This window comes from Actinobacillus suis ATCC 33415 (assembly GCF_000739435.1).
Taxonomy (GTDB): Bacteria; Pseudomonadota; Gammaproteobacteria; order Enterobacterales; family Pasteurellaceae; genus Actinobacillus; species Actinobacillus suis.
In genome coordinates, this window is the sequence record NZ_CP009159.1 from 1,947,098 (window position 1) to 1,973,273 (window position 26,176).

Consider the following 26,176-nt stretch of genomic DNA (forward strand, 5'->3'; position numbering starts at 1 on the left):
CCCCCTGTGAGAGGGGTAATAACCAACTAGACATACTATTCACATTCAAATAGGAAAACTATGAAACAAACCGGAATCAAATGGTTGTGGCTAAGTTTAGCGACTATTATTATTGATCTATGGACCAAATACATTGTGGTACAACGCTTTGAGTTATATGAAAGCGTAAACGTACTACCGATTTTCAATTTAACCTACGTACGCAACTACGGTGCGGCATTCAGCTTTTTGGCTGATCACGGAGGTTGGCAGAAATATTTCTTCTTAGGATTAGCCATTGTTATTTCACTGGGTTTAATCGTAATGCTGTGGCGTAATCAAGCGGTCAAAAAATTGGAAAATTCTGCGTATGCACTGATTATCGGCGGTGCTATCGGTAATGCGATTGACCGTGCTTATAATGGCTATGTGGTTGATTTCTTTGATTTTTATTGGGATATCTATCATTATCCCGTGTTTAATGTGGCGGACATTGCCATTGTAGTGGGTGCGGGATTGCTCATCTTGGAAGCATTCCTCGACAAAAAGAAAAAGAGTGATTAAATGAATATTTTATTAGCAAACCCAAGAGGTTTCTGTGCCGGTGTAGATCGAGCAATTTCGATTGTAGAACTCGCTCTCGAAATTCACGGCGCACCGATTTATGTACGTCACGAAGTAGTACATAACCGTTTTGTGGTGGACGGCTTAAAAGCCAAAGGTGCGGTGTTTGTCGAAGAGTTGGACGAAGTGCCGGACGATGCGATTGTGATTTTCTCGGCACACGGCGTATCGCAAGCGGTTCGCCAAGAAGCGAAACGCCGCGGCTTAAAAGTATTTGATGCAACTTGCCCATTAGTTACTAAAGTGCATATGCAAGTGGCACGTGCCAGCAAAAAAGGCACCAAAGCGATTTTAATCGGACATGAAGGTCATCCGGAAGTGATCGGCACGATGGGACAATATGATAACCAAGACGCCGGTATTTTCTTAGTGGAATCGGTTGAAGATATTGCCAGACTGCCGGTTAGCAACCAAGACGAGCTGACTTTTATGACGCAAACCACGCTTTCGATTGACGACACCAGCGATGTGATTGAAGCGTTAAAAGAGAAATATCCGGCAATTCAAGGTCCGCGCAAAAACGATATTTGTTATGCAACAACCAATCGCCAACAAGCGGTACAAGAATTGGCGAAACAATCACAATTGGTATTAGTGGTCGGCTCTAAAAATTCTTCAAACTCAAATCGTTTAGCCGAACTGGCTTCACGTATGGGTGTGCCATCTAAATTGATTGACGGTCCACAAGATATTGATCCAAGCTGGTTAAATGGTGTGGAAACCATCGGTATTACCGCCGGCGCATCAGCACCGGAAGTTTTAGTACAATCGGTAGTGGAACACTTAAAAACCTTAGGTGTAACCGGTGTGAGCAACTTAGAAGGTTGTGAAGAAAATATGGTGTTTGAAGTGCCGAAAGAACTACGTATTCATGAGGTGAAATAATGGCTGAATTAAATCGTTTTAAAATTGAGTGGGAATGCCGCCGTGGTATGCGCGAATTAGACAAAATGATTATGCCTTTTTACAAAGCGCATTTTGATGATTTAAGCGAAGTACAGCAGCAAACTTTTGTGGCAATGCTCAAATATACCGATCCGGAATTATTCCGCTGGTTTATGCACCAAGCCCCTGCGCCAACGCAAGAAATGACCGATTTAATCGAATTGATTCGTTCTAAAATCGAGCGTTAATTTACCCTATTACAAGCGGTTGTTTTTGGTAAAAAATTTGCTAGAAACGACCGCTTATTTTTTTGGAAAGCAACTATACCAATGAGCCGTTTAGAACGAATCTTTCACGCTGTTTTGTTTGAACTCTTCGCCATTTTGTTTACTGTTATCGGTATGAGCCTGTTTACTTCGCATCATACCGGTTTACTGACCGGTACGATTGTCTCAATCTCAATTGTGGCGATGTTATGGAATATGCTGTTTAACACGGTTTTCGATCGTATCTTTACCGCCCCTCGAGAAACTCGTACAGTCGGATTACGCATTTTTCACACCTTAGCTTTTGAAGGTGGTTTACTACTCTTCACCATTCCGTTGGTGGCATATATACTCGATGTTGATTGGTGGACGGTGTTTATTATGGATATCGGCATGACGCTTTTTGTGATTGTGTATGCCTTCTTCTTTAATCTTAGTTACGACCATCTGCGTATTTGGTGGCTTAAACGTTCAACCCCATAAAACAACACAGGCACGAGTGACAGTCCTCGTACCAACAGGGCTTAACCCTATAAAACAAGCGGTCAAATTTGCAGAAAATTTTGCAAATTTGACCGCTTATCGGTTTACTTAATCGTCATCATGATGACGGCGATGTTTTTTATAATGTCCACGATGGTGACCGTAGTCTCGATGACCTACTTTATGTTTATGATGCTTTTTATAACGATGTGCATGCGATCGTCTTTCATGATATCGTTCTGAACGATAGCGCTCATCACGTTCTCTTTCGATTTTATGCGCATTCCATTGGCTTCCAACCACACCGCCTAGCGCTGCACCAGCAACTGTTGAAGTGATATCTTGCCCCGCCACTGCACCGGCAACACCACCTAGCACCGCCCCCACAGCAGTATCATGTTGTGAACGACTTAACGCATGTGCGGTTACCGATGTCGATAATAAGGCGATCATTAAGCCTTTGATCATTACTGATTTCATAAATTACCTCGAATTTTTCGATTCTAAATCTGTAAAAAATAAAAATAATAAGCATAGCGAATCAATTTGTGAGGCATATTTTCAATATTGGTCTTAAGCTCGTCAAGCCTAGAAAAGCCAACTGAAACAATAAGATAGATTTGTAACAGCACTAAAAAATTTTTGAACTTTTCGTTTTTGTACTATCCATGTGCAATTAGGGGCATTTTTTTGTAAAGCTGAGAACTTCATCTTTTGATTTGCCTCTAACACAGGCAAGATAAGGAACTGATAATCATATGAAAAAAACCGTGAATTGCGTAGTGAAGGAAAGTATCACTGAAGCACTATTACGTTTAATGCAAAAGAAAAATTTCTACACTATCAGCATTACCGAACTAACTAATTTAGCAGGCGTCAGCCGCATTTCGTTTTATCGCAACTTTGAATCAAAAGAAGATGTGCTGATTAAACATATGTACGAACGCTCTGTTGCCACCTTTACTGATTTAAATGCAACCAATGTTCGAGAGCGTTTAATCGGTTTATTTAAAGTAACTGATGAATTAGGCGATATTTTGGATCTGCTCTATTCACAAAACCTCTCACACCTCTTTTTACAATATTTTGCCCACACAATTGGCGCCAAGCCGGAACAAACAAATCTGGAAGCATTTCAAAATTCAATGATGATGGGAATCTGCTTCGGTGCGTTAGATGAATGGGTTAAAAGAGGCAGAAACGAAAGTCCCGAGCAAATGGTTGAACTTCTACAAGATGTGGTCAAACGTTGCCTTGCTGACTAAATACTTACCAAAAATTTACTGATATTCTCATTTGTCTCACTCGCACCAAATTAGTGGATATTCAATAGAATTTTTTTGACTTTAAATTACAAAACTTGACTTTTCTGAAAAATCAAGTACATTCTCATATTTCTGCGACCTAGATCGAAAAAGCAATGATTGCGAAATGCAATATCAACCATTATTCGCTATGGTTATGCTTTACATAAACAACTTGCCATCCATGGATTGGTCGCAGCATAACAACGAGGTCCAAAATGAAAGAAACAAATCTGGATGTAGTACTTGAACAACGTTCTCCCGAAGATAAAAAACTTAAGCTCCGCCAAACCTTAGCGGAAGTGAATGTCGAGCTCAAATTGAGCCATTTGCGTGAAGAACTGCACATTACTCAACAAGAACTCGCCCACAAACTCAATATAAGCCAACCGTCTGTCGTAGCACTGGAAAAACGAGGTAATGATATCAAGTTATCCTCCATTCAGCGTTACATTGATGCAATCGGTGGCAAAATCCATTTAGCAGTTTCCCTGCCTACAGGTAAATCCGTGATTTACCGCCTCTAAGAATAAAATTTTCTCGTTAACCAAGCGGTTTAATTTCACTTACATTTGCAAAAATTGAGTGAAATTAAACCGCTTACTTTTTTGCTTTCCTTCTCAATCGCTCCAGCTCTTATATCAACATTATTTATATTGCATATAACAAATAATGATTGGATTTTATATCTAGAGATGATTAGGATCTAAACGATTTGTCGAATTATGATAACGATAAAGTTATCGCTATCACAAAACTTATTAGAAGGAAGTTTTATGTTTAATATTCAAAAAGAAAATGTGTTAGAAGCTTTCAAATACCGTCGTGCAACACGTAACTATGACGCTTCTAAAAAAATCAGCGATGAAGATTTTGCATATATTTTAGAATTAGCGCGTCTTTCACCAAGTTCTGTCGGCTCTGAGCCGTGGAAATTTGTAGTGATTCAAAACCAAGAATTACGTAACAAATTAAAACCGGTTGCATGGGGTATGGTGGCACAAATGGACGCAGCAAGCCATTTAGTGGTGTTACTTGCTAAGAAAAATGCAAGTCACGATAGCGAATACTTCAAAAAAGCACTTGAACAACGTGGTTTAACCGCTGAAGAAATGGAAAAAACGTTAGCGTTATATAAACAATTCCACGAGCAAGACATCAAAATCGCAGGTGATGAGCGTGCATTATTCGACTGGTGTTCAAAACAAACCTACATCGCATTAGGTAATATGATGAGCGGTGCGGCGATGATTGGTATCGACAGCTGCCCAATCGAAGGTTTCAACTATGATGCGGTTAACCAAATTCTTGCTGAAGCCGGTGCATTCGATCCGAATGAATACGGCGTTTCTGTAATGGCAACTTTCGGTTATCGTGCCGGTGACATCACACCAAAATCACGTAAACCAATCAGTGAAATTGTAAGCTGGATTAAATAATCACAAGCGGTGTAAAAAAGCCTAATTTTTACACCGCCTTTTTATTGGTACTCTAAACGCAAAAAAGGAACACACTATGACATTCAAAGTAAAAGGCTTTGCTGCCTTAGACCCGAAATCTCCTCTCGTTCCACACACATTTGAACGCCGTGACGTACGTGCGGACGATGTGGAAATTGATATTCTTTACTGCGGCGTATGCCACTCAGATTTACATCAAGCACGTAATGACTGGGGATTTGCCACTTATCCTGTCGTACCGGGTCATGAAATTATTGGTCGTGTTAGCCGTGTAGGTGACAAAGTCAGTAAATTTAAAGTAGGCGATTTAGTAGGAGTAGGTTGTATCGTAGATAGCTGCCGCCATTGCCACCCTTGTGAACAAGGCTTAGAGCAATACTGCGATCATACTGCAGTACAAACCTATTGCGATACAGACCGTTTTGGCGACAATATGCCGACCTTCGGTGGTTACAGCGAAAAAATCGTGGTAACCGAAAACTTCGTGTTAAGCGTACCGGAAAATTTAGATACTAAAGCGGTTGCCCCATTACTTTGCGCAGGTATCACTACTTGGTCACCATTACGTCATTGGAACGTAGGTAAAGGCTCAAAAGTGGCTGTTGTCGGTTTAGGTGGTTTAGGTCATATGGCAATCAAACTGGCACACGCATTAGGTGCAGAAGTGACGTTATTTACACGCTCACCGGGTAAAGAGGAAGACGCTCACCGTTTAGGCGCAAGTCGTGTGGTGATATCAACTGATGAAGAACAAATGAAATCTGTTGCGAACACCTTCGATGTCATTATTGATACCGTACCTTATACACACGACCTCAAACCTTACGTACCAACACTTGCAATCAGCGGCACGCTTGTATTAGTAGGTTTAATCGGCGATCTTGATCCAAGCATCACGACCGTACCACTCGTATTAGGCAGACGCTCAATCGCAGGTTCAATGATTGGCGGTATTAAAGAAACCCAAGAAATGTTAGATTTCTGCGGCGAGCACAATATCGTACCGGACGTAGAAATGATCAACATTCAAGACATCAACCACGCCTACGAACGTATGCTCAAATCCGACGTGAAATATCGCTTTGTAATTGATATGCAATCGTTGAAGGCGTAATTTATAAGAGGTCGTAAATGGTGAAAAATTTACGACCGCTTGTTTTAAATGTTAAAATACAAACTTCCAACGCGAAATAAGATATAAAATTGGGCATTTTGCTATTTTTTCAGTCGTAATAATGCCTTATTTCATTAACTAAACGAATCAAACGATCTTCACGTAACGCTTTATTTTTTAATTCGCATTCCCAAATAATAATAACGTGAAATCCAGAATTCTCAAGTAATCGAATATTTTTAGCGTCTCGTTCTTTATTTCTGGCAATTTTATCTTTCCAAAATTCAGTACGACTAGTCGGTAAACCGCCTTTAGCACAAGTATGGCCGTGCCAAAAGCAACCATGTACGAAAATTGCCGTTTTATATTTCGGTAAGAGAATATCGGGTACTCCCGCATATCGTTTATCGTTTTTCCGATAACGAAAACCCATTGAAAATAAAAACGTTCTAACAATTATCTCGGGTTTAGTATTTTTACTTTTAACCCTAGACATTATTTCAGAACGTTTTTGAGGAGAGAAAATATCGGTCATTTATTTTTTAAGTCTTCATATTTGTCAATAAACTCATTATGATACATTTTTGCATTTGCAAGTAATTCGGAATATGTTTTTACATATACATTTCCATCATTTCTATACGAACGAGCTTTTCTTTCTACCGATTTATCTTGGACCAATCTTTCTCCAATTAAATAACAACATACTTTCGTACCTGTTTCATTCCCTAAATGATCTTCAATAAATGTTACATAATCAAGGGCTTGATCCAGTTCTTTATCACTCAATTTACTTTTAGGACGCTTTAATTCGATAATGAAAACACTGTCAGCAAATCTTTGACATAAAAAATCAATTCTACGATCATCAATACTTAAGGTGTCATCAGGATATTTTTCCCGTAATAGCGTTGAAAAAGTAACTTCATCCCTAAAAGACATAATCCTTGGGTCTAACAACCAAGGAAACTGTTTTAGAAAATTATGAAGAGTTGGTACTTCTCTTGCATTATTTTGAATATAGTTTTCAAATTTATTAATCGTTTCTAATCTAACTTTTGCAAGTTTATAAAATTCTCTGGCTTCAATAAGTTGCCATTCTTTCATTAAAGCAACCAATTTTTCCGGTTCTTGGAAATCATCATTAGCAATATCATGAGCAAGCTCTTTGAAGGATTCAAATTGATAAGAATCTTGTACAAATTGCACTAAACTTCTGGCTTTATCTGGTTCTAATCCTTCTGCATTAACGATCTGCTTCATTATCTTTTTAGCTAATACCCGCTCATGTTTAGGCAAAGTTGCATACCATTCTTCAAAATTAATACCGAGATCTCGTTCAATTTTTTCTTGTTTATCTTGTTCTCGTTTACTTTTTTGAAAGTTATATAATTTTTTAATCATTATTTGAAGAACTTCTTCAAGTCTTTTCGTTTCATCCAACTCCCAATTTAATGAACCTCTATCCGTCGAAATTACATCCCCTGGAAAATCTTCGATAAAATCAACATTTAACCAACCAGTAATATAAGAATAACCGAAACTGGTTGCAGACAATCCGTAAAATGAATATTTGTTTACTAATTTTCCTCGAGAAAATAAAGCTACGCCTCGCATTTTTTCAGGAATAGTCTCTCTACCGCCGGCAATTAACTTACCCGTTATTTTTTCCAGATAATTTTCACAAGTTTTTTCTTCATCACTATTTAGCTTTAATTCATTCCAAGGACTTTCCCAAGTAACTAACGTATCTATTCCCTCATAACGTAAATCATTAGTAACAGGAAAAGGAGATTTCTTATTATCATCGTTATGATAAATAAACACATTAAAATCTTCCTCATTAAATACTTGAAAATATGCGGAGAGAGAGTGAGCTAAATCCTTTGCGTCAAACTTAGACTTTCGTTTAATTTTCATTAACTTAATAATCGTACCGGATTCTTTATCTACAGACTTCTTATGATCTAAGATTTTTGGATGATACGTTCCTTTTTCACTCTCTTGATTTTGCATTTCCTCCCAATCTAATAAAAAAGTTGTTTGCTTATAATTTTGAATTGTTGAAATTGTAATTTCATTAGCAATGCCAAAAAACGCTAATTTTCCAATCCCTTTTTTCCCTATAACATCCCTTTTACCGTTTTTACTTTTTTCCGATTTTTCTTCCTTTCTTCGATTACGACCAATGACTAAAAACTTTTGATTAATTTCTTCAAAACTCATCCCATGTCCGTTATCTTCAATGATAATTGACTTTTCATCACTTTTATCATTTAAGAAAATATTAACATCTTCTGCTTCAGCATCATAAGAATTAGATACAAGCTCAGCAACGACAGGTGGTAAAGTAGAATACATTTGTATACCTAAATGCGTAATTACATTAGGATCAAATTTCATTTCTAAAATATCATTAGTTGATGTCATTTTATATCTCCATATATTTCTTTGAATTATTCACAATCGCTTTACCGATTTGTTCAGCATATTTAGGCGGAACGGCATTACCGATTAATCGCGCTATAGCCTCCCTTCCGTTCGCCTTAAACACATAATCTTTAGGAAAGGATTGTAAAGTAGCTCCTTCACGTAAAGACAAGGCCCGATCTTCTTCCGGATGAGCAAAACGCCCGTTGGAAATACTGAAAAATTTTGTTGTAATCGTAGGCGAAGGCTGATCCCACCATAAACGACCGAATGTATCTTTAAAGTAGTTATCTTTTCCAATAAAGCATTTAAGTTGTAAGTCAGGTCTATTAGCGAAAGCTAGGCGAGTACCGCCATCTTTAGGCACTAAACTCAAACGCTGCATATTAATTTCGGATAATCCTGCGCAACTATGTAGATATTCGCTTACATCTTGGTGACCTGCTGGTATTTTAGGAAATCCGTTTTTTTCACCCAATACGTCTCGAACCGTTAGTACTTTGTCTTTTAATTCTAAAGGCTCTAATTTATCTTGCGTTACTCGATTTGCAATTAAAGTGAAACGTTTACGACTTTGCGGAACACCGTAGTTCTTTGTGTTGTGTATTCCGAAATGAACCGTATACCCCAATTCTTCCAATCTTCGTACAAAAATATCCAGACCGCTTTCTTCTTGACGAGTGAAAATCCCCGGGACATTTTCTACAACAACATATCCTGGAACAAAATATTCTACGAATCGTTGGAATTCGGACAGTAGGCTTTTAGATTTTTCCGATTTTTCTTTACTGGTTCGAATAACACTCCAATATTGACAAGGGCTACAACCGACTAAAATCAAATTATCGTCTTTTCGAGAAATATCTAGAGTCTTTTCTAATTCTTTTTCCGTTAATTCAAAAACGTTTGCATGAATAAAGGAAGCTCCTTTTATATTTGTCTCGTAAGTTTCTTTACAATTTATTTCGTAATCGATCCCTGCAAGTATTCGAATACCCGCTTCTTGTAGACCGTAACTCATTCCCCCGCCACCACAGAAAAAATCAACGGCTTTCAATTGTTTCATCATATTTTCAACCATCTTAAACTCTATATTTCAACTGTATAACATCACTATTTATTTTTTAGGAAATGATAACCGTATATCCTGTAATAAGGAAGCTATTCTAGACAACCAGCAAGATTCTTTTCTCATTACTTGTTAAAAAATTACAACTGTTTTCTTCCTAAACAACTTTAAAGCCATTAAACAAAATTCAGTTATCCTAAAATTTCGAATAAATGTTAATACGCTCAAACCAACCGCACTTTCTCCAGTGCGGTTTTTATCTCTCTTCGTCCAATTTCTTTATTCTGCTAACTAAGCTATGATGCACTGATGATAAATAGTTATAGCGAGCCACAATGAACTTTCTTGCCCACAGTATGATTTCCTTTGAATTAGACAAAATAATGCCGAATAGCCGTACTTTATTTGGTAATTTTGCCGGCGATTTTTATAAGGGACGAATCGAGAATTTAGCGGTGGCAAGCCATATTCAAAACGGGGTAAGACTACACCGCTTGATCGACAGCACGACAGATCGGCGAGAAAACTTCCTCAATCCGTTACTTGCCGAAGAATTGGGGCGATTTAAAGGGATTGTGTCGGATATTGTGATTGACCACTTTCTCGCGAAAAATTTTAACCGCTTGTTTGGACAAGAACTGGCACAAGTTGAAACCGACATTTTGGATAACATTATTCAACATCAACCTATTTTCCCACAGGGTTTCTCTTCGCTATTTAATTGGTTGGCACAGAACCGAGCCTTGTCTCACTACACTGACGTTGATTTTTTAACTGACCGAGTATTTACAGGAATGGCGCAACGTATCACACGTGGCGAGATACTACGCTCCGCAGGAGATGTGCTGAAAAAGCACTATGTAGAACTGGAGATATTAGCGATACAAGAATTTAGCTACACCAAACAGGAAAGTCTGCGTAAATATTTAGCGTTGTTGAACCAGTAAACAGCAAACAAGCGGTTAAAATTCACAAATTTTTTGCAAAATTTAACCGCTTGTTATTAATGCTCCTTACACGCCCATTCCGTAACAATTAGTTTCATCACGGCGATGCGGTTCAGTTCGTTTTCCTCAAACTGCCAATCGGATTTGCCGGTGTAATGTTCCATTAAATATTGCAGAATCGTGACTTTTTCCGAACGTTCTTCAATCAGAGAAATTTCGCCCTTGCCGATAATACTTTGATAGCGGAAAGAATAATGGCAAGCAATCTCTGCCGTCACCAGTTCGTGTTTACGATCCATTTGAAAGCCCACAATCTTTTGTTGTTTGATTAAATCGATCTTCTTACCTTTTTGATGACCGTGAAAATAAAGCTCTAAGCGATCATCAAATTGCTTGAAGGCGAAGTTGAGCGGCAGAATGTAAACCCCTTGTTCTTCTTGAAAACCCAATCGACATACATCGCACTGGCGCATAATCTCAAGCATTTGTTCATAATCATTCACCGCTCGGTCTTTACGTCGGATTTTGTTGTGCTGCATATTTTTCCTGTAATGTTTAAGTTTGATATTGCAAAACAAGCGGTCAAAATTCGCAAACTTTTTGCAAAATTTAACCGCTTGTAAATATTACTCTCTCGCTAAAATTTTCTGAATTTCCGCCATAATTTCTTGGTCTTGTTCGAGAGCGATACGATACATTTCTTCGTTTTTGAAACGCTCGATTTTCGGGTCATACACTTCTGACATAAGCTTCACACTATGGCGATCTTTGCCGAAGTACATATTGCCGATTTCATGCACTTTATCCGCATCCAGCCCGAGTTCGCGTAACGCTTGTTTGCCGGTACGCAATGCACCGTCAAAGGTCTCTCGCACTTCAATATCCGCACCGGATTGTACCAACTCGTAAACGTGATAACGGTCGTAAGCACGTGCGATGATTTTAATATGTGGGTTCACGCTGCGTGCGTATTTCACAATTTCTAACGTTTGTTTCGGATTATCAATCGCCACAATTAGCATTTGTGCGGTTTGAATACCCGCCGCTTTAAGTAAATCAGGGTGAGCACCATTACCGTAATAACTTTTTACACCACGTTTTTTCATTCCTGCGATAAGTTTCGGATTCAGCTCGATAATGGTCGGGTGATAGCCTGTCATTTGCAATAAATGATTGACCACTTGTCCGAAACGACCTAAGCCGACCAAGATAATCGGGTTCTGTTCTTCAATATGATCATGCGGTTTGATTTCGTCAATTTTTTGCAAGCGAGGCACGATAAATTTCTGGCTCACAATAATCATTAACGGCGTGAAGACCATCGATAGCACCACAATTGCCGTCATATTGGCGTGTACCGTGTCATCAATTACTTTTTGGGCGTGCGCTGCTGCAAACAACACAAACGCAAATTCACCACCCTGCGCCATTACGATTGCACGGTCGTGTGCGTCTAAATTGTTACTGCCGGAAAGGCGAGCGACTAAGAAAATCACCCCACCTTTAATCAACATCATTAATGCCACACCCGATAAAATCAGCCCTAAGTTGTCCCACACGACATTTAAGTCGAGCGACATCCCGACCGCAAGGAAAAATAAACCGAGCAATAAGCCTTTGAATGGGTCGATATCCACTTCTAATTGATGACGGAAGCTAGATGTGGAAAGCAATACGCCGGCAGCAAATGCCCCCATTGCCGCTGAAAGGCCACTCACTTCCATTAATAGCGCTGAGCCAAGCACCACGAAAAGTGCTACGGCGGTCATCATTTCTCGGATTTTGGTACGTGCCAGCATTTTAAAGAATGGATTTAGCACCTTGGTTCCGATAATAAATAAGAAAACCATCGCAAACACGGCAATCGAAATTTTTTGCCAAATCGGCGTGCTAGCGCTTTCTGTTGAATGAATTGGCGAGAGAAAAGCGACAACCGCCAATAACGGTACAATCAACATATCTTCGAATAACAGGATGGAGACCATTTTACGACCACGTTCAGAGGTCATTTCGCCTCGTTCACTTAACACTTGCATCACAATCGCCGTGGAAGTCAACACGAAACCTGCCGCACTGACAAATGCCACCTGCCATGAATAGCCGAATGCCATCACTAAACCGGTGAGCGCAATCGCCGCACCAACCACCTGAAAGCTACCCAAGCCGAAAATATATTTGCGTAAGCCCCACAAATGCGCTGGCTGCATTTCCAATCCGACTAAAAACAGGAACATTACCACACCGAGTTCGGCAATGTGCAAAATGGTATGCGGATCGGAAAATAAGCCCAAACCGAACGGACCAATCGCTAGTCCCCCCGCTAAATAACCTAATACCGAACCTAAACCGATACGCTTAAAAATCGGCACGGCAATAATTGCCGCACCCAATAACGCCACCACACTTGTTAATTGACTTGCTCCTTCTGCTGCCATAAAACCTCCAAACTCAGAGACAAAAAAACAAGAATAAAAATAACATAAAATATATAAATGTTTGATAAGAATTGAAAAGTTAAAAAAATTCTAATTTTCCAAACTGCTAATAAAGTCATAAAACAAGCGGTCGAATTTCGATAAAAATTTGCAAAAGTTTTACCAAATTCGACCGCTTGTGCTTAGAAACTTATCGGAGACTACGCCGCTAAATACTCACGTAAAGCGGCTATTGATCGCTGGGCGTCCGCAACGCCCAGATCATACATTTGCTGTAATTTATGAGGATCTTTTTCCAAACGACTTAACGGAACGGTTTGTGACGGACGAATCACAAAAATTTGTTGCGCTTGGTTTAGCTGAATAATGCGTTCTACCGTTTGATTGTAATCTTGATAACGCTGTTGCCAGCGCTCAATTAAGTGAGGATAACCACGATAAACCCACTTAAACAATGCCATTGAACTAGGCTTTTTGCGATATTCCAACGGGCGAGTTAAAACCAATACGATTTTGTCGTAGCCCAAATCAAGGCACTTCTGTAACGGAATACTATCGGCGATTCCGCCGTCCAAATATTTTTTGCCGTTAATTTCGACAAACTGAGACACAAACGGCATAGCTGAAGTGGCACGAAACAACGCCATTTCCTTAAACACGTCTTGCACCTTAAAATATTCCGGTTCACCGGTTTCCACATTGGTAAGCGTAACCCAAAAGTCCATTTGCGATTGGGCAAAAGTGGCTTGGTCAAACGGATCATGAATAGTCGGCAATTCATAGAAAGCAAAATCATGATTAATCAGATTACCGGTGGTAAACCAGCTTTTCAGACTTAAAAAGCGCTTATCATTCATATATTTTTTGTTGTAGCGTAATACTCGCCCACGCTGTTTAGACGGCAGATTCACCCCGAATAATGCCCCTGCGGATACGGTAACGGCTCCATCAAATTCAAGTTGTTCATCCAGAAATACATCTAATACGCCGGCGGTAAACATTCCTCGCATCGCACCGCCTTCCAGCACTAATCCTACTTTCATCTACTTCTCCTCATTTGCTTAATTATTATAGGCAATAAAAAGATTAGGCTCTATATTGATACTATAAACGAAGTAAAATTCCACAAACACCTTATGGATTTAAGTTATTTACTTCATTTTTTTGGATTTGTGAAAATGATCACAGTATTTTTTTCTGAGATTTTGTATGCTTCGCCCAACTACTTTAACCGTAGCTCATCATAATACTTTTATACCAGAGGGTAACTCTATGAAAAAAACCGTATTAAGCACCTTAGCATTAGCCATTGCATTAGGCGCAGGTATTAGTACCGCACAAGCAGAAACACGTATCGGTGTGACCATCTACAAATATGACGATAACTTTATGGCGTTAATGCGTAAAGAAATCGATAAAGAAGCGAACCAATTAAAAGATGTGAAGTTATTAATGAATGACTCACAAAACACCCAATCCATTCAAAACGACCAAGTTGACGTATTGCTTTCTAAAGGCGTAAAAGCATTAGCCATCAACTTGGTTGACCCTTCAGCGTCAAAAACCATTATTGATAAAGCGAAAAGTGAAGATTTACCAATCGTGTTCTTCAATAAAGACCCGGGTGCAAAAGCCGTAGCAAGCTATGACAAAGCTTATTACGTGGGTACTGATCCGAAAGAATCCGGTTTAATCCAAGGTGATTTAATTGCAAAACAATGGAAAGCAAATCCGGCATTCGACCTAAATAAAGACGGTAAAGTGCAATACGCTTTATTAAAAGGTGAACCGGGTCACCCTGATGCGGAAGCACGTACTAAATACGTGGTGGAAGGCTTAGCCGCACAAGGAATCCAAAGCGAACAAATCTTTATGGATGCGGCATTGTGGGATGCGGCACAAGCAAAAGATAAAGTGGACGCTTGGTTATCCAGCGGTAAGGCGAAAGATATTGAAGTGATTATCTCGAATAACGACGGTATGGCGTTAGGCGCATTAGAAGCTACTAAAGCGCACGGTCGTAAATTACCGATCTTTGGTGTGGACGCATTACCTGAAGCATTACAATTAATCAAAAAAGGCGAATTAGCCGGTACGGTGCTTAACGATGCTGCCGGTCAAGGCAAAGCCGTAGTGCAATTAGCGGCAAATCTTGCAGAAGGTAAAGCGGCAGGTGAAGGCACCAGCTGGAAAATTGAGGAACGTGTTGTACGTATTCCTTATGTTGGCGTAGATAAAGATAATTTAGATAAATTTTTAAAATAAGTGAAGTTGTTTAGGCACGGGTGGATCACTCGTGCCTATTTTTTAGGGAGTGAGATATGACAAGTGAAGTACTGCTCACAATGACAAATGTTAGTAAGTCTTTCCCCGGCGTAAAAGCGTTGGATAAAGCTAACTTAACCGTAAAATCCCATAGCGTACACGCCTTAATGGGCGAAAACGGCGCGGGTAAATCCACCCTGCTCAAATGCTTATTCGGGATTTATGCCAAAGATGAAGGCGAAATTTTATTTTTAGGCAAACCGGTAAATTTTAAAACCTCAAAAGAGGCACTCGAAAACGGGATTTCAATGGTTCACCAAGAATTGAATCTCGTAAAACAAGTGAGCGTCATGGATAACCTTTGGCTTGGGCGTTATCCGCTAAAAGGACCGTTTGTCGATCACGATAAAATGTACCGTGATACCAAAGCAATTTTTGATGAATTAGATATTGATGTCGATCCGCGCGATAAAGTGGCGAAATTGTCTGTATCACAAATGCAGATGATTGAAATCGCTAAAGCCTTCTCCTACAACGCTAAAATTGTGATTATGGATGAGCCGACTTCTTCGCTTTCTGAAAAAGAAGTTGAACATCTATTTAAAATCATCCAAAAATTAAAAGATCGTGGCTGCGGCATTATTTATATCTCGCACAAAATGGATGAAATCTTCAAAATTTGTGACGAAATTACTATCTTGCGTGACGGAAAATGGGTAAACACCGTTGCGATTAAAGATACCTCAATGGAACAAATCGTTTCAATGATGGTAGGTCGTGAACTGACTCAACGTTTCCCGGAAAAAACTAATACACCGAAAGAAACCGTACTCGTGGTAGAACATTTAACCGCCAAAAATCAGCCGTCTATTCAAGATGTGAGTTTTGAACTACGGAAGGGTGAAGTGTTAGGGATTGCCGGTTTGGTCGGCGCAAAACGGACTGATATTGTCGAAACTATTTTTGGGGTGCGTGAAAAAGCCGGCGGAACTATTACCTTAAATGGTAAAGCGGTAAACAACCGTAATGCATTTGAAGCAATCAATAACGGTTTTGCGCTGGTTACCGAAGAACGCCGCTCAACCGGTATTTATGCAAATCTCAGCATCGAATTTAACTCTTTGATTTCAAATATGAAATCTTACTTAGGTAAATTAGGTTTACTCAGCAATAAAAAAATGAAAAGCGATACCCAATGGGTGATTGATGCGATGAACGTTAAAACACCGTCCCATCAAACCAGTATCGGTTCACTTTCCGGCGGTAACCAACAAAAAGTGATTATCGGCCGGTGGTTGTTAACCCAACCGGAAATTTTAATGTTGGACGAACCGACCCGAGGCATTGATATCGGGGCGAAATTCGAGATTTACCAATTAATTCTCGATTTAGCCAATAAAGATAAGGGAATCATTATGATTTCATCTGAAATGCCGGAACTATTAGGGGTCACCGACCGAATTTTAGTCATGAGTAACGGGAAAGTGGCGGGCATCGTGGAAACCGCTAAAACCTCTCAAGAAGAAATCTTGCAGCTCGCTGCAAAATATTTATAAAAGCAAGGAGTGATGTATGTCCGCTTTAAAACAGAATCGCACCATGGATTTTTTTAAACAAAATGCGATTTATTTTGTGTTATTAATTTTGTTAATTGTCATTATTGCACAAGACCCAAGTTTCTTAAGTTTACGTAACTTCAGTAACATCTTATCGCAATCTTCCGTGCGTTTAATTATTGCGTTAGGGGTTGCCGGTTTAATTGTGACGCAAGGTACAGACTTATCCGCCGGTCGTCAGGTGGGACTGGCTGCGGTGATTACCGCAACCTTAATGCAATCGATGGAAAATATGAACCGAGTATTCCCCGATTTAGCTGAAATTCCGATTCCGGTTGTGATCCTTGCCGTATGTGCTATCGGCGCGGTTATCGGTTTATTAAATGGTTTTGTTATTGCTTATCTTAACGTAACGCCATTTATCGCCACCATGGGTACGATGATCATCGTTTACGGTATCAACTCACTTTATTATGATGCGGTAGGCGGTTCACCAATTGCCGGTTTTAGCGATAGTTTCTCCTCTTTTGCGCAAGGCTTCTTCCGCTTCGGTGATTTTAAACTTTCGTATATCACAATTTATGCGGTAATCGCTACGTTAATTATGTGGACGCTTTGGAATAAAACCCGCTTCGGTAAAAACATTTTTGCGATCGGCGGTAACCCGGAAGCAGCTCGAGTTTCAGGGGTAAACGTACCGCTTAACTTGATGGGTATTTATATGTTATCCGGCGTGTTCTACGCATTCGGCGGTATGTTAGAAGCCGGTCGTATCGGCTCGGCAACCAATAACCTCGGCTTTATGTATGAAATGGATGCGATCGCAGCTTGTGTGGTAGGTGGCGTTTCATTTGCCGGTGGTGTCGGCACCATTATCGGCGTGGTGACTGGGGTAATTATCTTTACCGTTATCAACTACGGTTTAACCTACATCGGTGTAAACCCATACTGGCAATACATTATTAAAGGCGGCATTATCGTGCTTGCGGTAGCGATTGACTCACTCAAATACGCGAAGAAAAAATAAAGATTGTCCTTGTCCAAGCGGTGCTTTTTGCAAGATTTTTTGCAAATCGTACCGCTTTTTTATTGCCTAAAGCGGTTAACTAATAGACCGCTTATCTACGTATAGCACATTACTCTAAAGTAATTGCGTCTTTGATTTTTTTCAGTGCCGCATTTTCTAATTGGCGTACACGTTCGGCTGAAATGCCGTATTTATCCGCCAGATCTTGTAAAGTGGCTTTGTCTTCATCCAACCAACGGGTTTTAATAATATCTTGGCTACGTTCATCCAAGGTCGCCAGCGCATAAGCCAATTGTGCAGTCGCTTCGCCCGTATGCTCTTCGTCTTCCAGTTCATCGGCAAAGTTTGAGCTATTGTCTTCAATATACATTGAAGGCGCATAAGCCTCGTCATCATCTTCACCGGCAGGCAAATCAAAACCTAAGTCTTGACCGGTCATACGAGATTCCATTTCTCGTACTTCTTCAACCGAAACACCTAAATCCTCCGCCACTTTTTTGATTTCTTCTTCATTAAACCAAGCGAGACGATTTTTGTTTTTGCGTAGATTAAAGAATAACTTACGTTGTGCTTTGGTGGTCGCCACTTTCACGATACGCCAATTTTTTAACACGTATTCGTGAATTTCCGCTTTCACCCAATGTACTGCAAAAGAGACTAAACGCACACCGACATTCGGATCAAAACGTTTTACCGCTTTCATCAAGCCAATATTCCCTTCTTGAATCAAATCGGCAAGCGGCAGCCCGTAACCCAAATAACCGCGCGCAATATGAATCACGAAGCGCATATGCGAAAGAATAAGTTGTTTTGCCGCCTCTAAATCTTCATCATAATAATAACGTTCAGCCAGCTCTTTTTCTTGTTCGGCACTGAGAATCGGGTATTGATTTGCCATACGAATATAGCTGTCGAGATTCCCTTGCGGAACCGGCATTCCACCTTGCACTAAAGCAGGGTGCATCGCCTCACTCGGCTCGTTTTCTAGCACTTCTACTTCATCCGGCTCAATAATTTCTGCATCTTCTATCTCGTGTTCGTCAAATTTTCTCATCTTATTTCTCATTGGCTAGTCATGACCCGTACATTATAACAGCGTTAGAATGATCCGGCGTGGATTTCTTACGAAAGCATTGGACGACAATAAAAAAGCGGAGTTCCCGCCTGAGAAATCCGCTTTTTAAGTATATGAATTTATTTAAGCTTTAATGGTTTTTTCTTCATGTTTTGCTAACACTAAATAACCCACCGCAGAAAACACGGAAAGCGCAGCAATTACTACATAAGACCAGAACCAACCGAAGTTATCCGCCATAATCGGCATAATCCAGTTTGCGCCCATATTACCGAGTAAATAGGCTGTCACACCAACAAAGCCGATCGCCGTACCGGCAACATTTAACGGCACAAAATTGATGGTGAGAATATTCACTATTAATTGCGGACCGTAAATCAACGCTCCCAAAATACCGCAAATCACCAACAATAACGGATAATTCGGCGTACCGCTTGCGGCAACATATTCATAAGCGAAAACAATACCCGCCATAATAAATAAGCCGATTGCCCCCATTTTTGCCATTTTATTCGGATATTTAACCGCTAGCCACGCAAACACCAATGACCCCGGAATCGCCACCCATTCTAAAACAGAAATCGCCATATGCGATTCGGCATCGCCCATTTTCGCCACTTCATGCAAATAAATCGGCATCCAGTCTTCTACGCCGAAACGAATAAAATAGAGCGCCACATTTACCGCCGCCACCAGCAATAATGCCGGATTTAAAAACACATATTTCCAAATTAATTGCCAATAGCTCAGACTATTCTTTTCTTCTTCGGTTGCCACATTGGATTCGCCCGCTTCACCATACATAGTACGTAACGAATCTAACCCCTCACCTTCAGGTGTGTCTCCACCGAATTTCCAACAAAACAGTGCAAAACATAGCACTAAAACAGCAGGCACTAAGAACGCCATTAACACATTACCGCTGGAAGGCACAATAAAGCCCATGGTGGTCATGGTTGCAATCATCATCGGTAACAATGCAGACCCCATATTTTGCGAAATATTCCAACCGGCAATTGCCGCGCCACGGGTTTTGTTCGGATAGTAATTGGCAATCATACTTTGCGATGCCGGCGCTAATGCCCCTTGCACCACACCGCATAACACCAATAACACCGCAAGCGTAATAATTGAGGTATGGTAGAAACCGATCGTAATACAAATTACCGCACTTGCCGCCAAGCAAATAGCGAATAACTTACGCAAACTCACACGGTCGCCCAATGCCCCCATATAAAATTTTGCCAAGCCATAGGAAATGGTCAGACAGGACAGTAACATCGCAATATCCGCTTTTTCCCAGCCGTTGGTCACCATAATGGACTTCGACATAAGTTTAAAATTATTACGCACTAAATACGCACAGACATAGCCGAGAAATGCCACAATAAAAATCATTTTTTGGCGTTTAAGAAAAGTAGCGAACTTTTCCGGCTCTTTTTGTTGGTATGCGAAAGTCATAATGACTCCTTATCAAAAGAAAAATGATTAACTGCGCGAAATTACAATAAATCGGAGTCTATTTGTCAAAATAAAAAAGTGAAATATTCGAACTACTCCGCAAATTAATTTACCAAGCGGTCGAATTTGCAAAACTTTTTGCAAAATCAACCGCTTTCCATTAGAATTGCAAGACTTTTGGGGCTGATTCTGGATTCGACGGGATTAGCGAAGTCCAAGGTGCACGTCGAGGTGCGGTAGGCCTCGTAAACAAACCGCAAAAAAATAGTCGCAAACGACGAACAATACGCTTTAGCAGCTTAATAACCTGCTCATAGCCTTATCGCCTCAGCTTCCGCTCGTAAGACGAGGGCAACGATAAGTCACCCAAAACGAGATCGTGTGGACGCCGCCGTTTGAGGATCGAAACACTAAATTGAATCAAACTAGCTTATTTCTTGCGTGTCTGTCCGCTGGAGATAAGTGAAACTAAAGACCAGACTAAACGTGTAGTGCTGAAGATGGAGTAATTTCGGACGGGGGTTCAAATCCCCCCAGCTCCACCAAAACACAGTTCGATAGAGTTCTATCAAATACGAAAAAGCCTTGAAAATAAACGTTTTCAAGGCTTTTTTGTTCCTATGTAGTCCAATGTAAAACAATCACATCCAACAAATTAAGTACCTAACTGGTATAATGGCATTATCGTTAGGTACTTAAACGTAAATGTTAAGTACCTAGCCTCTCGTAAATACTTGTGATAGGAGCATTTATGGCAAAAGTTAAACCTTACAAAACAGGGGGGCCCTTTTTTACATTTATTTTGATATATAACTCAATTTGATAGTATTTATATATGTTAAGGGGTTATCCTAGATAACTAGGGGACATTCGAATTCAGTCAGAATAACCCCTATGAGAAACAGCCGTTTAAGCCACTATAAACAAAATAAACTCATTGAACTATTTGTTGCAGACGTTACAGCACGGACAGCGTAAAGGTAAAATCTAAATTTTCATTATATGCACCTAATAAAAAATTTTTTGCAAAACGACTACACTTTTACCCTTTCAGTACCTCTACTAACGCCTTAAACAGAGGTGTGTTTTGACGGCGGTTTGGATAGTAAAGATGATAGCCTTCATAACTCATTGCGTAGTCATTTAAAACCTCTACTACTTCCCCACGTTCTAGCTCTTTTGCCATTCGATCTTTAGGCATTAAAGCTAAACCTAAATGGGAAAGACAGGCTTTTTTCACCAGAAAATTATTATTAACGACCAATCTTCCCGAAGGGGTAAATTTAATCACCTCTTTTGTTTTAGGAGAACGAAATTCCCAGACAAACACGCCTTCAGAAGTCGGCATACGTACACATAAACATTTATGTTTGACTAAATCGCTGATTGTTTGAGGCGTACCATGTTTCTCTAAATATTGTGGGGTCGCCATTAGTGCCATTTGCATATCATCGGAAATCCGCACCGCGATCATATCTTGATCCACTTCTTTACCTAAACGAATTCCCGCATCAAACCGCCCAGCAACAATATCGGTAAATTTCATATCGCTCGTTAGTTCTAATTTAACTTCGGGATATTTTTCCATAAAAACCAACAATTTATCCCAAATGGCATACATAAAAGAATGATCTGCGCCGTTAATACGTAGCGTGCCGTTTAAAGTATCTCGAAAGGTGCTTAATGCATTCACATTGTCTTCAATACTTTCAAATAGCGGATAAAGTCGTTTAAAAAGCTGTTCTCCCGCTTCAGTCGTTGCAACACTTCTCGTGGTTCGATTAAACAGTTTAATTTTGAGCTGTTCTTCCAATTTACGCATTGAGTGGCTTAACGCCGATGTGGAAACGCCCAAACGTGCCGCCGCTTTGGTAAAACTGCCTGTTTGCGCTACGATAATAAAACTACGCAATTCGTTCATATTGTCAATCATCTCAAAATTCCTTGATTGTTGAATTTTGTTCAAAAGCGTATCAAATTATCCCCTACTAATCAAAACAATCTTGCTCATCTATAATGCACTCATTCAAATCAAACAGGAGTAAAAAAATGAAATCAGTGAAATTAAACAACGGAATTGAAATGCCAATGGTTGGCTTTGGTGTGTTCCAAGTGAGCGATGAAGACACTGAAAAAGCGGTTTTGGCAGCGTTAAAAGCAGGCTATCGTTTATTAGATACAGCAGCGGTTTATGGCAACGAGGCAGGCGTTGGGCGTGCAATCAAAGCAAGCGGTATTCCACGGGAAGAAATTTTCGTTACGACAAAATTATGGATTCAGCGTGAAAACGGCTACGAAAATACCAAAAAAGCGTTGGAAGATTCACTAAACCGCTTAGGTTTGGATTATGTGGATTTATATTTAATGCACCAACCGTTTGGCGATGTACACGAGCAATGGCGTGCGATGGAAGATTTATATAAAGCTGGCAAAGCCCGTGCGATTGGCGTGAGCAACTTCCATATGGATCGCTTAATGGATTTAATCACTTGCCACGACATTGTGCCTGCGGTAAACCAAATCGAAACGCACCCATTCTATCAACGTGATGCGGAAATCGCTTTCCATAAAGAACTCGGCATCGTGCAACAAGCGTGGGCACCGCTTGCAGAAGGTAAATTTGAGATTTTCAGCAACCCGATTTTAACCCAAATTGCCCAAAAACACGGCAAATCGGTGGCACAAGTGGTCTTGCGTTGGCTCAATCAACGTGGCGTGGCAATTATTCCGAAATCGGTCAAAGTAGAACGAATGATTGAAAACCGTGCGATTTTTGATTTTACCCTTGATGAACAAGATTTAGCCCAAATCGCCACACTCAACCGTGATGAAATCATCTTCAATCATCGTGATCCGAAAATGGTGAAATGGTTGGCGGAACACCGCGGATAATAGGCAAGCGGTCGGTTTATGAAAAAACATTGCAAAAACCGACCGCACTTTTCCCCCAAAGGAGCAAATAATGAAACCAACAAAATCTAAACTTTTTCCACTTTTATTACTTTCAGCCTCTATTTCAATGACGACAATGAGCTACGCCGAAACGCAAGTTCAGGCAGGCAATAATATTGCGGTGGTGCAAACTCAAGCAGGTGCAGTGCAAGGTTATGTGCAAAATAGCGTGGTAACTTATAAAGGCGTGCCTTATGCCACCGCCGAGCGTTTTATGCCGCCGCAAAAAGTGGCGAACTGGCAAGGGGAAAAATTAGCCTTAACTTATGGTGAAGTCTGTCCGCAAGTGCCGATGGGCGGACGTTCGTTCTTCTTCACAGGCCCTGAAATGACGGAAGGCGAAAGCTGCTTAAATCTTAATGTTTGGTCGCCTTCGGTGTCAGACGGCAAAAAGCGGGCGGTGATGGTGTGGATCCACGGTGGTGGTTTTCAGTCGGGTGCATCTAACGATTTAAACAGCTATGACGGTGCAAACTTAGCACGCACAGGCGATGTGGTGGTCGTGTCGGTCAATCATCGTTTGAACGCTATGGGCTTTTTGGACTTGTCCGCTTATGGTGAGCAATATAAAAACTCGGCGAACTTGGGAATGCAAGATTTAGTCGCATCACTTGAATGGGTTAAAGAAAATATCGCTCAATTTGGCGGCGATCCGAATAATGTTACGATTTTCGGCGAAAGCGGTGGCGGTGCGAAAGTATTGACTTTAATGGCAATGCCGTCTGTAAAAGGTTTGTTTCATAAAGCTGTTGTACAAAGCGGTGCAGTGGAAAAAATGGGAATGACATTAACCTCCCAAAAAGTAAGTCGCCGTGTAGCGGAACTTACACTAGCAAATTTAGGCGTAAAATCAACCGCACTTGATAAGCTCAATAAGTTTACACCAGCGCAAATTAATGAAGCGGCAACCAAAGCTAATTTACAAACCGCAAAAGAGTTAGGTTTAACCGATTTATACAACCGAAATACAGCTTTATCTTGGGCGCCAACGCTTGACGGTAGCATTATTCCACAACAACCTGTAGGCGAAAAATACCCTGAAATCGCCAAAGATATTCCGTTGCTGATCGGTTCAAATTTAACGGAATGGGAAAGTTTTCCACTGCAAATGGATTTGCAAAATTCACAAAAAAGCAACCGCTTTACTTGGACTGAAAGTGAAACAATGGATCGCTTAAAAGCCAAATATGGCAACAAAACCGATGAAATCGTGGCGGCGTTCCGTGCGGCTTATCCAAACCGAATGATTGCTGATGCTTTATATGTGGACAGTTTCCTGCGTACGCCAGCCTTAAAAACCGCACGCTTAAAAGCGGATCAACAAGGTGCGCCTGTGTATAACTATATTTTCAGTTGGGATACGCCAGTGTTTAACAGTGTGCCGATGAGTTATCACACCTCCGAAATCGCTTTTGTGTTCAATAACATAGAGCGTATGGCACAGGCGACAGGTGGTGGCAAAGATGCTCAAGCCCTTGCCGATAAAATGAGCCGTGCGTGGACAAACTTCGCTAAAACAGGCAACCCAAACGCCGAAGGTTTACCGCAATGGGACGCTTACACTCGTGAAAATGGCAAGGTGATGATTTTTGATAATCAGCCTGAAGTGAAACAACATCACGATGAAAAATTGCAACGCTTATTAGCCCCGAATTATAACTTTTAAGGAATAATCCAATGAAAAAATCTGCAAAATTATCCTTAATTTTGACCGCTTGTGCGATGGCGGTGCAAAGTTTCGCCGCTCCGCTTTCCATTGAACAGCAAGGCAGTTTTGCCGTGGGTGGCACGGTGAAAACCAGTAGCGGCACTTATCAACCGCTGCCTGAAATCGCCAAAGGCAAAGAAAGCAATAACTTTATGGACGTATTTAGTGCGTCCATTCAGGCAGGCGGACAAACATTGCACGGCGACCACGCTAGCGTGTTCTACCAAATTCCAACCAATCCACGCTCTTATCCGTTGGTGTTTTTACACGGCGCAGGGCAATCTATGCGGACTTGGCAGACCACACCGGACGGTCGAGAAGGTTTCCAAAATATCTTTTTACGCAAAAACTACCCTGTTTATTTAGTGGATCAACCACGCCGTGGCTGGTCGGGACGTAGCACGGTGGACGCAGAAATCAAAGCTACACCGGACGATCAATTCTGGTTTGCCCAATTCCGTATCGGCACTTACCCGAATTTCAATCAAGACGTTGCGTTCCCACAAGACGAACAGTCGCTTAACCAATTTTTCCGCCAAATGACCCCAAACACAGGCGCATTTGACGCAAAAGTCATCAGCGACAGCCTAGATCAACTGTTTAACCGCATTGGCAACGGCGTTTTGGTTACCCACTCGCAAGGAGGTATTGTCGGCTGGTTAGTCGGTATGCAAAGTGATAAAGTCAAAGGCATTGTGGCGTATGAACCGGGCAACTTCCCATTCCCTGAAGGAGAAGTGCCACCGACCATTACCAGTAAATTCGGCGACATCAAACCTGCGGTCGCCAGCCAAGCGGACTTTGAAAAACTGACCCAAATGCCGATTGTGATCTACTTCGGCGATTTCATCAGCGACAACTCCTCCAACAACCAAGGCGAAGACCAATGGCGCATCCGCCTAAGCCTCGCCAAACAATGGGCTGAAGTCGTGAACAAACACGGTGGTAAAGTAGAAGTGATCGAACTGCCGAAAGTCGGTATCAAAGGCAACACCCATTTCCCTATGTCTGATACTAATAATGCACAAGTAGCAGAGCATTTGGCGGAGTGGTTGAAGGAGAAGGGATTGGATAAGTAAGGATTTGATGCCATCTGGAGTACGCCACTTGGATTAAAAAATAGAGCAATTATTGGA

General features: G+C 40.8%; 25 protein-coding genes, 1 other RNA gene and 1 pseudogene. 17 read left to right on the top strand and 10 right to left on the bottom strand.

All coding sequences use genetic code 11. The features are described from left to right. The first annotated feature begins 60 nt into the window (after positions 1–60). From lspA to ASU1_RS08985, 4 genes are all read left to right on the top strand, one after another. Complete coding sequence (lspA, locus tag ASU1_RS08970) at positions 61–543, top strand: signal peptidase II (protein ID WP_015674061.1); 483 nt, start codon at positions 61–63, stop codon at positions 541–543. Then, the gene (gene ispH / locus ASU1_RS08975; RefSeq protein ID WP_015674062.1) at positions 544–1,488 is read left to right on the top strand and encodes a 4-hydroxy-3-methylbut-2-enyl diphosphate reductase; all 945 of its coding nucleotides are present in this window, start codon (positions 544–546) and stop codon (positions 1,486–1,488) included. Then, complete coding sequence (locus ASU1_RS08980) at positions 1,488–1,736, top strand: FAD assembly factor SdhE (protein WP_015674063.1); 249 nt, start codon at positions 1,488–1,490, stop codon at positions 1,734–1,736. Before ispH ends, ASU1_RS08980 begins: the two co-directional genes overlap by 1 nt. Positions 1,737–1,811: 75 nt before the next feature. Further along, positions 1,812–2,237: a PACE efflux transporter gene (locus tag ASU1_RS08985; RefSeq protein ID WP_081906454.1), complete on the top strand. Its 426-nt coding sequence runs from the start codon at positions 1,812–1,814 to the stop codon at positions 2,235–2,237. 108 nt (positions 2,238–2,345) lie between these two features. On the opposite strand, the gene ASU1_RS08990 is transcribed toward ASU1_RS08985, so the two are convergent. Continuing rightward, the gene (locus tag ASU1_RS08990) at positions 2,346–2,717 is read right to left on the bottom strand and encodes a glycine zipper family protein (RefSeq protein ID WP_015674065.1); all 372 of its coding nucleotides are present in this window, start codon (positions 2,715–2,717) and stop codon (positions 2,346–2,348) included. Positions 2,718–2,995: 278 nt separating this feature from the next. Here ASU1_RS08990 and ASU1_RS08995 point away from each other — a divergent pair, with 278 nt between their 5' ends. The 4 genes from ASU1_RS08995 (at position 2,996) to ASU1_RS09010 (ending at position 6,115) form a co-directional block, all read left to right on the top strand. After that, a complete protein-coding gene (locus ASU1_RS08995; protein WP_015674066.1) occupies positions 2,996–3,502 on the top strand; it encodes a TetR/AcrR family transcriptional regulator in 507 nt (168 codons plus the stop codon). A gap of 257 nt (positions 3,503–3,759) precedes the next feature. Continuing rightward, positions 3,760–4,068, top strand: a complete 309-nt coding sequence (locus ASU1_RS09000; protein ID WP_005621387.1) for a helix-turn-helix domain-containing protein — start codon at positions 3,760–3,762, stop codon at positions 4,066–4,068. 249 nt (positions 4,069–4,317) lie between these two features. Further along, on the top strand, positions 4,318–4,980 hold the full coding sequence (locus tag ASU1_RS09005) for an NAD(P)H-dependent oxidoreductase (RefSeq protein ID WP_039195464.1): 663 nt from the start codon (positions 4,318–4,320) through the stop codon (positions 4,978–4,980). Between the two features lie 76 nt (positions 4,981–5,056). Then, the gene (locus ASU1_RS09010; RefSeq protein ID WP_015674068.1) at positions 5,057–6,115 is read left to right on the top strand and encodes an NAD(P)-dependent alcohol dehydrogenase; all 1,059 of its coding nucleotides are present in this window, start codon (positions 5,057–5,059) and stop codon (positions 6,113–6,115) included. Between the two features lie 109 nt (positions 6,116–6,224). On the opposite strand, the gene ASU1_RS09015 is transcribed toward ASU1_RS09010, so the two are convergent. From ASU1_RS09015 to ASU1_RS09025, 3 genes are read right to left on the bottom strand one after another with little or no spacing between them, the layout of a single operon-like run. Continuing rightward, the gene (locus ASU1_RS09015; protein WP_015674069.1) at positions 6,225–6,650 is read right to left on the bottom strand and encodes a very short patch repair endonuclease; all 426 of its coding nucleotides are present in this window, start codon (positions 6,648–6,650) and stop codon (positions 6,225–6,227) included. Further along, on the bottom strand, positions 6,647–8,545 hold the full coding sequence (locus tag ASU1_RS09020) for an ATP-binding protein (RefSeq protein WP_039195466.1): 1,899 nt from the start codon (positions 8,543–8,545) through the stop codon (positions 6,647–6,649). Before ASU1_RS09020 ends, ASU1_RS09015 begins: the two co-directional genes overlap by 4 nt. A gap of 1 nt (position 8,546) precedes the next feature. Next, the gene (locus ASU1_RS09025; protein ID WP_039195788.1) at positions 8,547–9,614 is read right to left on the bottom strand and encodes a DNA cytosine methyltransferase; all 1,068 of its coding nucleotides are present in this window, start codon (positions 9,612–9,614) and stop codon (positions 8,547–8,549) included. 335 nt (positions 9,615–9,949) lie between these two features. On the opposite strand from ASU1_RS09025, the gene ASU1_RS09030 reads away from it, so the two are divergent. Then, entirely contained in the window at positions 9,950–10,561 is a 612-nt protein-coding gene (locus ASU1_RS09030) for an ACP phosphodiesterase (RefSeq protein ID WP_015674071.1), read from the top strand. A 56-nt stretch (positions 10,562–10,617) separates the two neighbouring features. On the opposite strand, the gene ASU1_RS09035 is transcribed toward ASU1_RS09030, so the two are convergent. The 3 genes from ASU1_RS09035 to ASU1_RS09045 form a co-directional block, all read right to left on the bottom strand. Beyond that, positions 10,618–11,100 (bottom strand): pyridoxamine 5'-phosphate oxidase family protein, encoded by a 483-nt coding sequence (locus ASU1_RS09035; protein WP_039195468.1) that lies wholly within the window; start codon positions 11,098–11,100, stop codon positions 10,618–10,620. A gap of 87 nt (positions 11,101–11,187) precedes the next feature. Further along, positions 11,188–12,996, bottom strand: coding sequence for a monovalent cation:proton antiporter-2 (CPA2) family protein (locus ASU1_RS09040; RefSeq protein ID WP_015674073.1), 1,809 nt, complete (start codon positions 12,994–12,996; stop codon positions 11,188–11,190). A gap of 200 nt (positions 12,997–13,196) precedes the next feature. Further along, positions 13,197–14,039 (bottom strand): patatin-like phospholipase family protein, encoded by an 843-nt coding sequence (locus ASU1_RS09045; protein ID WP_015674074.1) that lies wholly within the window; start codon positions 14,037–14,039, stop codon positions 13,197–13,199. A gap of 229 nt (positions 14,040–14,268) precedes the next feature. Between ASU1_RS09045 and mglB the strand changes: the two genes are divergently transcribed. Genes mglB through mglC form a run of 3 tightly spaced genes read left to right on the top strand, consistent with a single transcriptional unit; the run spans position 14,269 to position 17,844 of the window. Continuing rightward, positions 14,269–15,261 carry a galactose/glucose ABC transporter substrate-binding protein MglB gene (gene mglB / locus ASU1_RS09050; protein WP_015674075.1) on the top strand — a complete coding sequence of 331 codons (993 nt, stop codon included), beginning with the start codon at positions 14,269–14,271 and terminating at the stop codon, positions 15,259–15,261. A gap of 56 nt (positions 15,262–15,317) precedes the next feature. Next, entirely contained in the window at positions 15,318–16,817 is a 1,500-nt protein-coding gene (mglA, locus tag ASU1_RS09055) for a galactose/methyl galactoside ABC transporter ATP-binding protein MglA (RefSeq protein WP_015674076.1), read from the top strand. Positions 16,818–16,833: 16 nt separating this feature from the next. Then, complete coding sequence (mglC, locus tag ASU1_RS09060) at positions 16,834–17,844, top strand: galactose/methyl galactoside ABC transporter permease MglC (RefSeq protein WP_015674077.1); 1,011 nt, start codon at positions 16,834–16,836, stop codon at positions 17,842–17,844. Between the two features lie 109 nt (positions 17,845–17,953). Here the strand turns inward: mglC and rpoH are convergent, their stop codons facing one another. Both rpoH and ASU1_RS09070 read right to left on the bottom strand, forming a co-directional pair. Next, positions 17,954–18,898: an RNA polymerase sigma factor RpoH gene (gene rpoH, locus ASU1_RS09065; RefSeq protein ID WP_015674078.1), complete on the bottom strand. Its 945-nt coding sequence runs from the start codon at positions 18,896–18,898 to the stop codon at positions 17,954–17,956. A gap of 144 nt (positions 18,899–19,042) precedes the next feature. Next, positions 19,043–20,380, bottom strand: coding sequence for an MFS transporter (locus ASU1_RS09070; RefSeq protein WP_015674079.1), 1,338 nt, complete (start codon positions 20,378–20,380; stop codon positions 19,043–19,045). Between the two features lie 179 nt (positions 20,381–20,559). On the opposite strand from ASU1_RS09070, the gene ssrA reads away from it, so the two are divergent. Continuing rightward, positions 20,560–20,925, top strand: a transfer-messenger RNA (tmRNA) gene (ssrA, locus tag ASU1_RS11830). Between the two features lie 349 nt (positions 20,926–21,274). After that, a pseudogene (locus ASU1_RS11910) lies at positions 21,275–21,355 on the top strand (IS1595 family transposase); the annotation flags it as partial. A gap of 67 nt (positions 21,356–21,422) precedes the next feature. On the opposite strand, the gene ASU1_RS09075 reads toward ASU1_RS11910, so the two are convergent. Beyond that, positions 21,423–22,313, bottom strand: a complete 891-nt coding sequence (locus ASU1_RS09075) for a LysR family transcriptional regulator (protein WP_015674080.1) — start codon at positions 22,311–22,313, stop codon at positions 21,423–21,425. Between the two features lie 116 nt (positions 22,314–22,429). On the opposite strand from ASU1_RS09075, the gene ASU1_RS09080 reads away from it, so the two are divergent. The 3 genes from ASU1_RS09080 (at position 22,430) to ASU1_RS09090 (ending at position 26,119) form a co-directional block, all read left to right on the top strand. Continuing rightward, a complete protein-coding gene (locus ASU1_RS09080) occupies positions 22,430–23,272 on the top strand; it encodes an aldo/keto reductase (protein WP_039195470.1) in 843 nt (280 codons plus the stop codon). Between the two features lie 70 nt (positions 23,273–23,342). Continuing rightward, complete coding sequence (locus tag ASU1_RS09085; RefSeq protein ID WP_039195472.1) at positions 23,343–24,998, top strand: carboxylesterase/lipase family protein; 1,656 nt, start codon at positions 23,343–23,345, stop codon at positions 24,996–24,998. An 11-nt stretch (positions 24,999–25,009) separates the two neighbouring features. Then, positions 25,010–26,119 (top strand): alpha/beta hydrolase, encoded by a 1,110-nt coding sequence (locus ASU1_RS09090; protein WP_015674082.1) that lies wholly within the window; start codon positions 25,010–25,012, stop codon positions 26,117–26,119. The last annotated feature ends 57 nt before the right edge of the window (positions 26,120–26,176 follow it).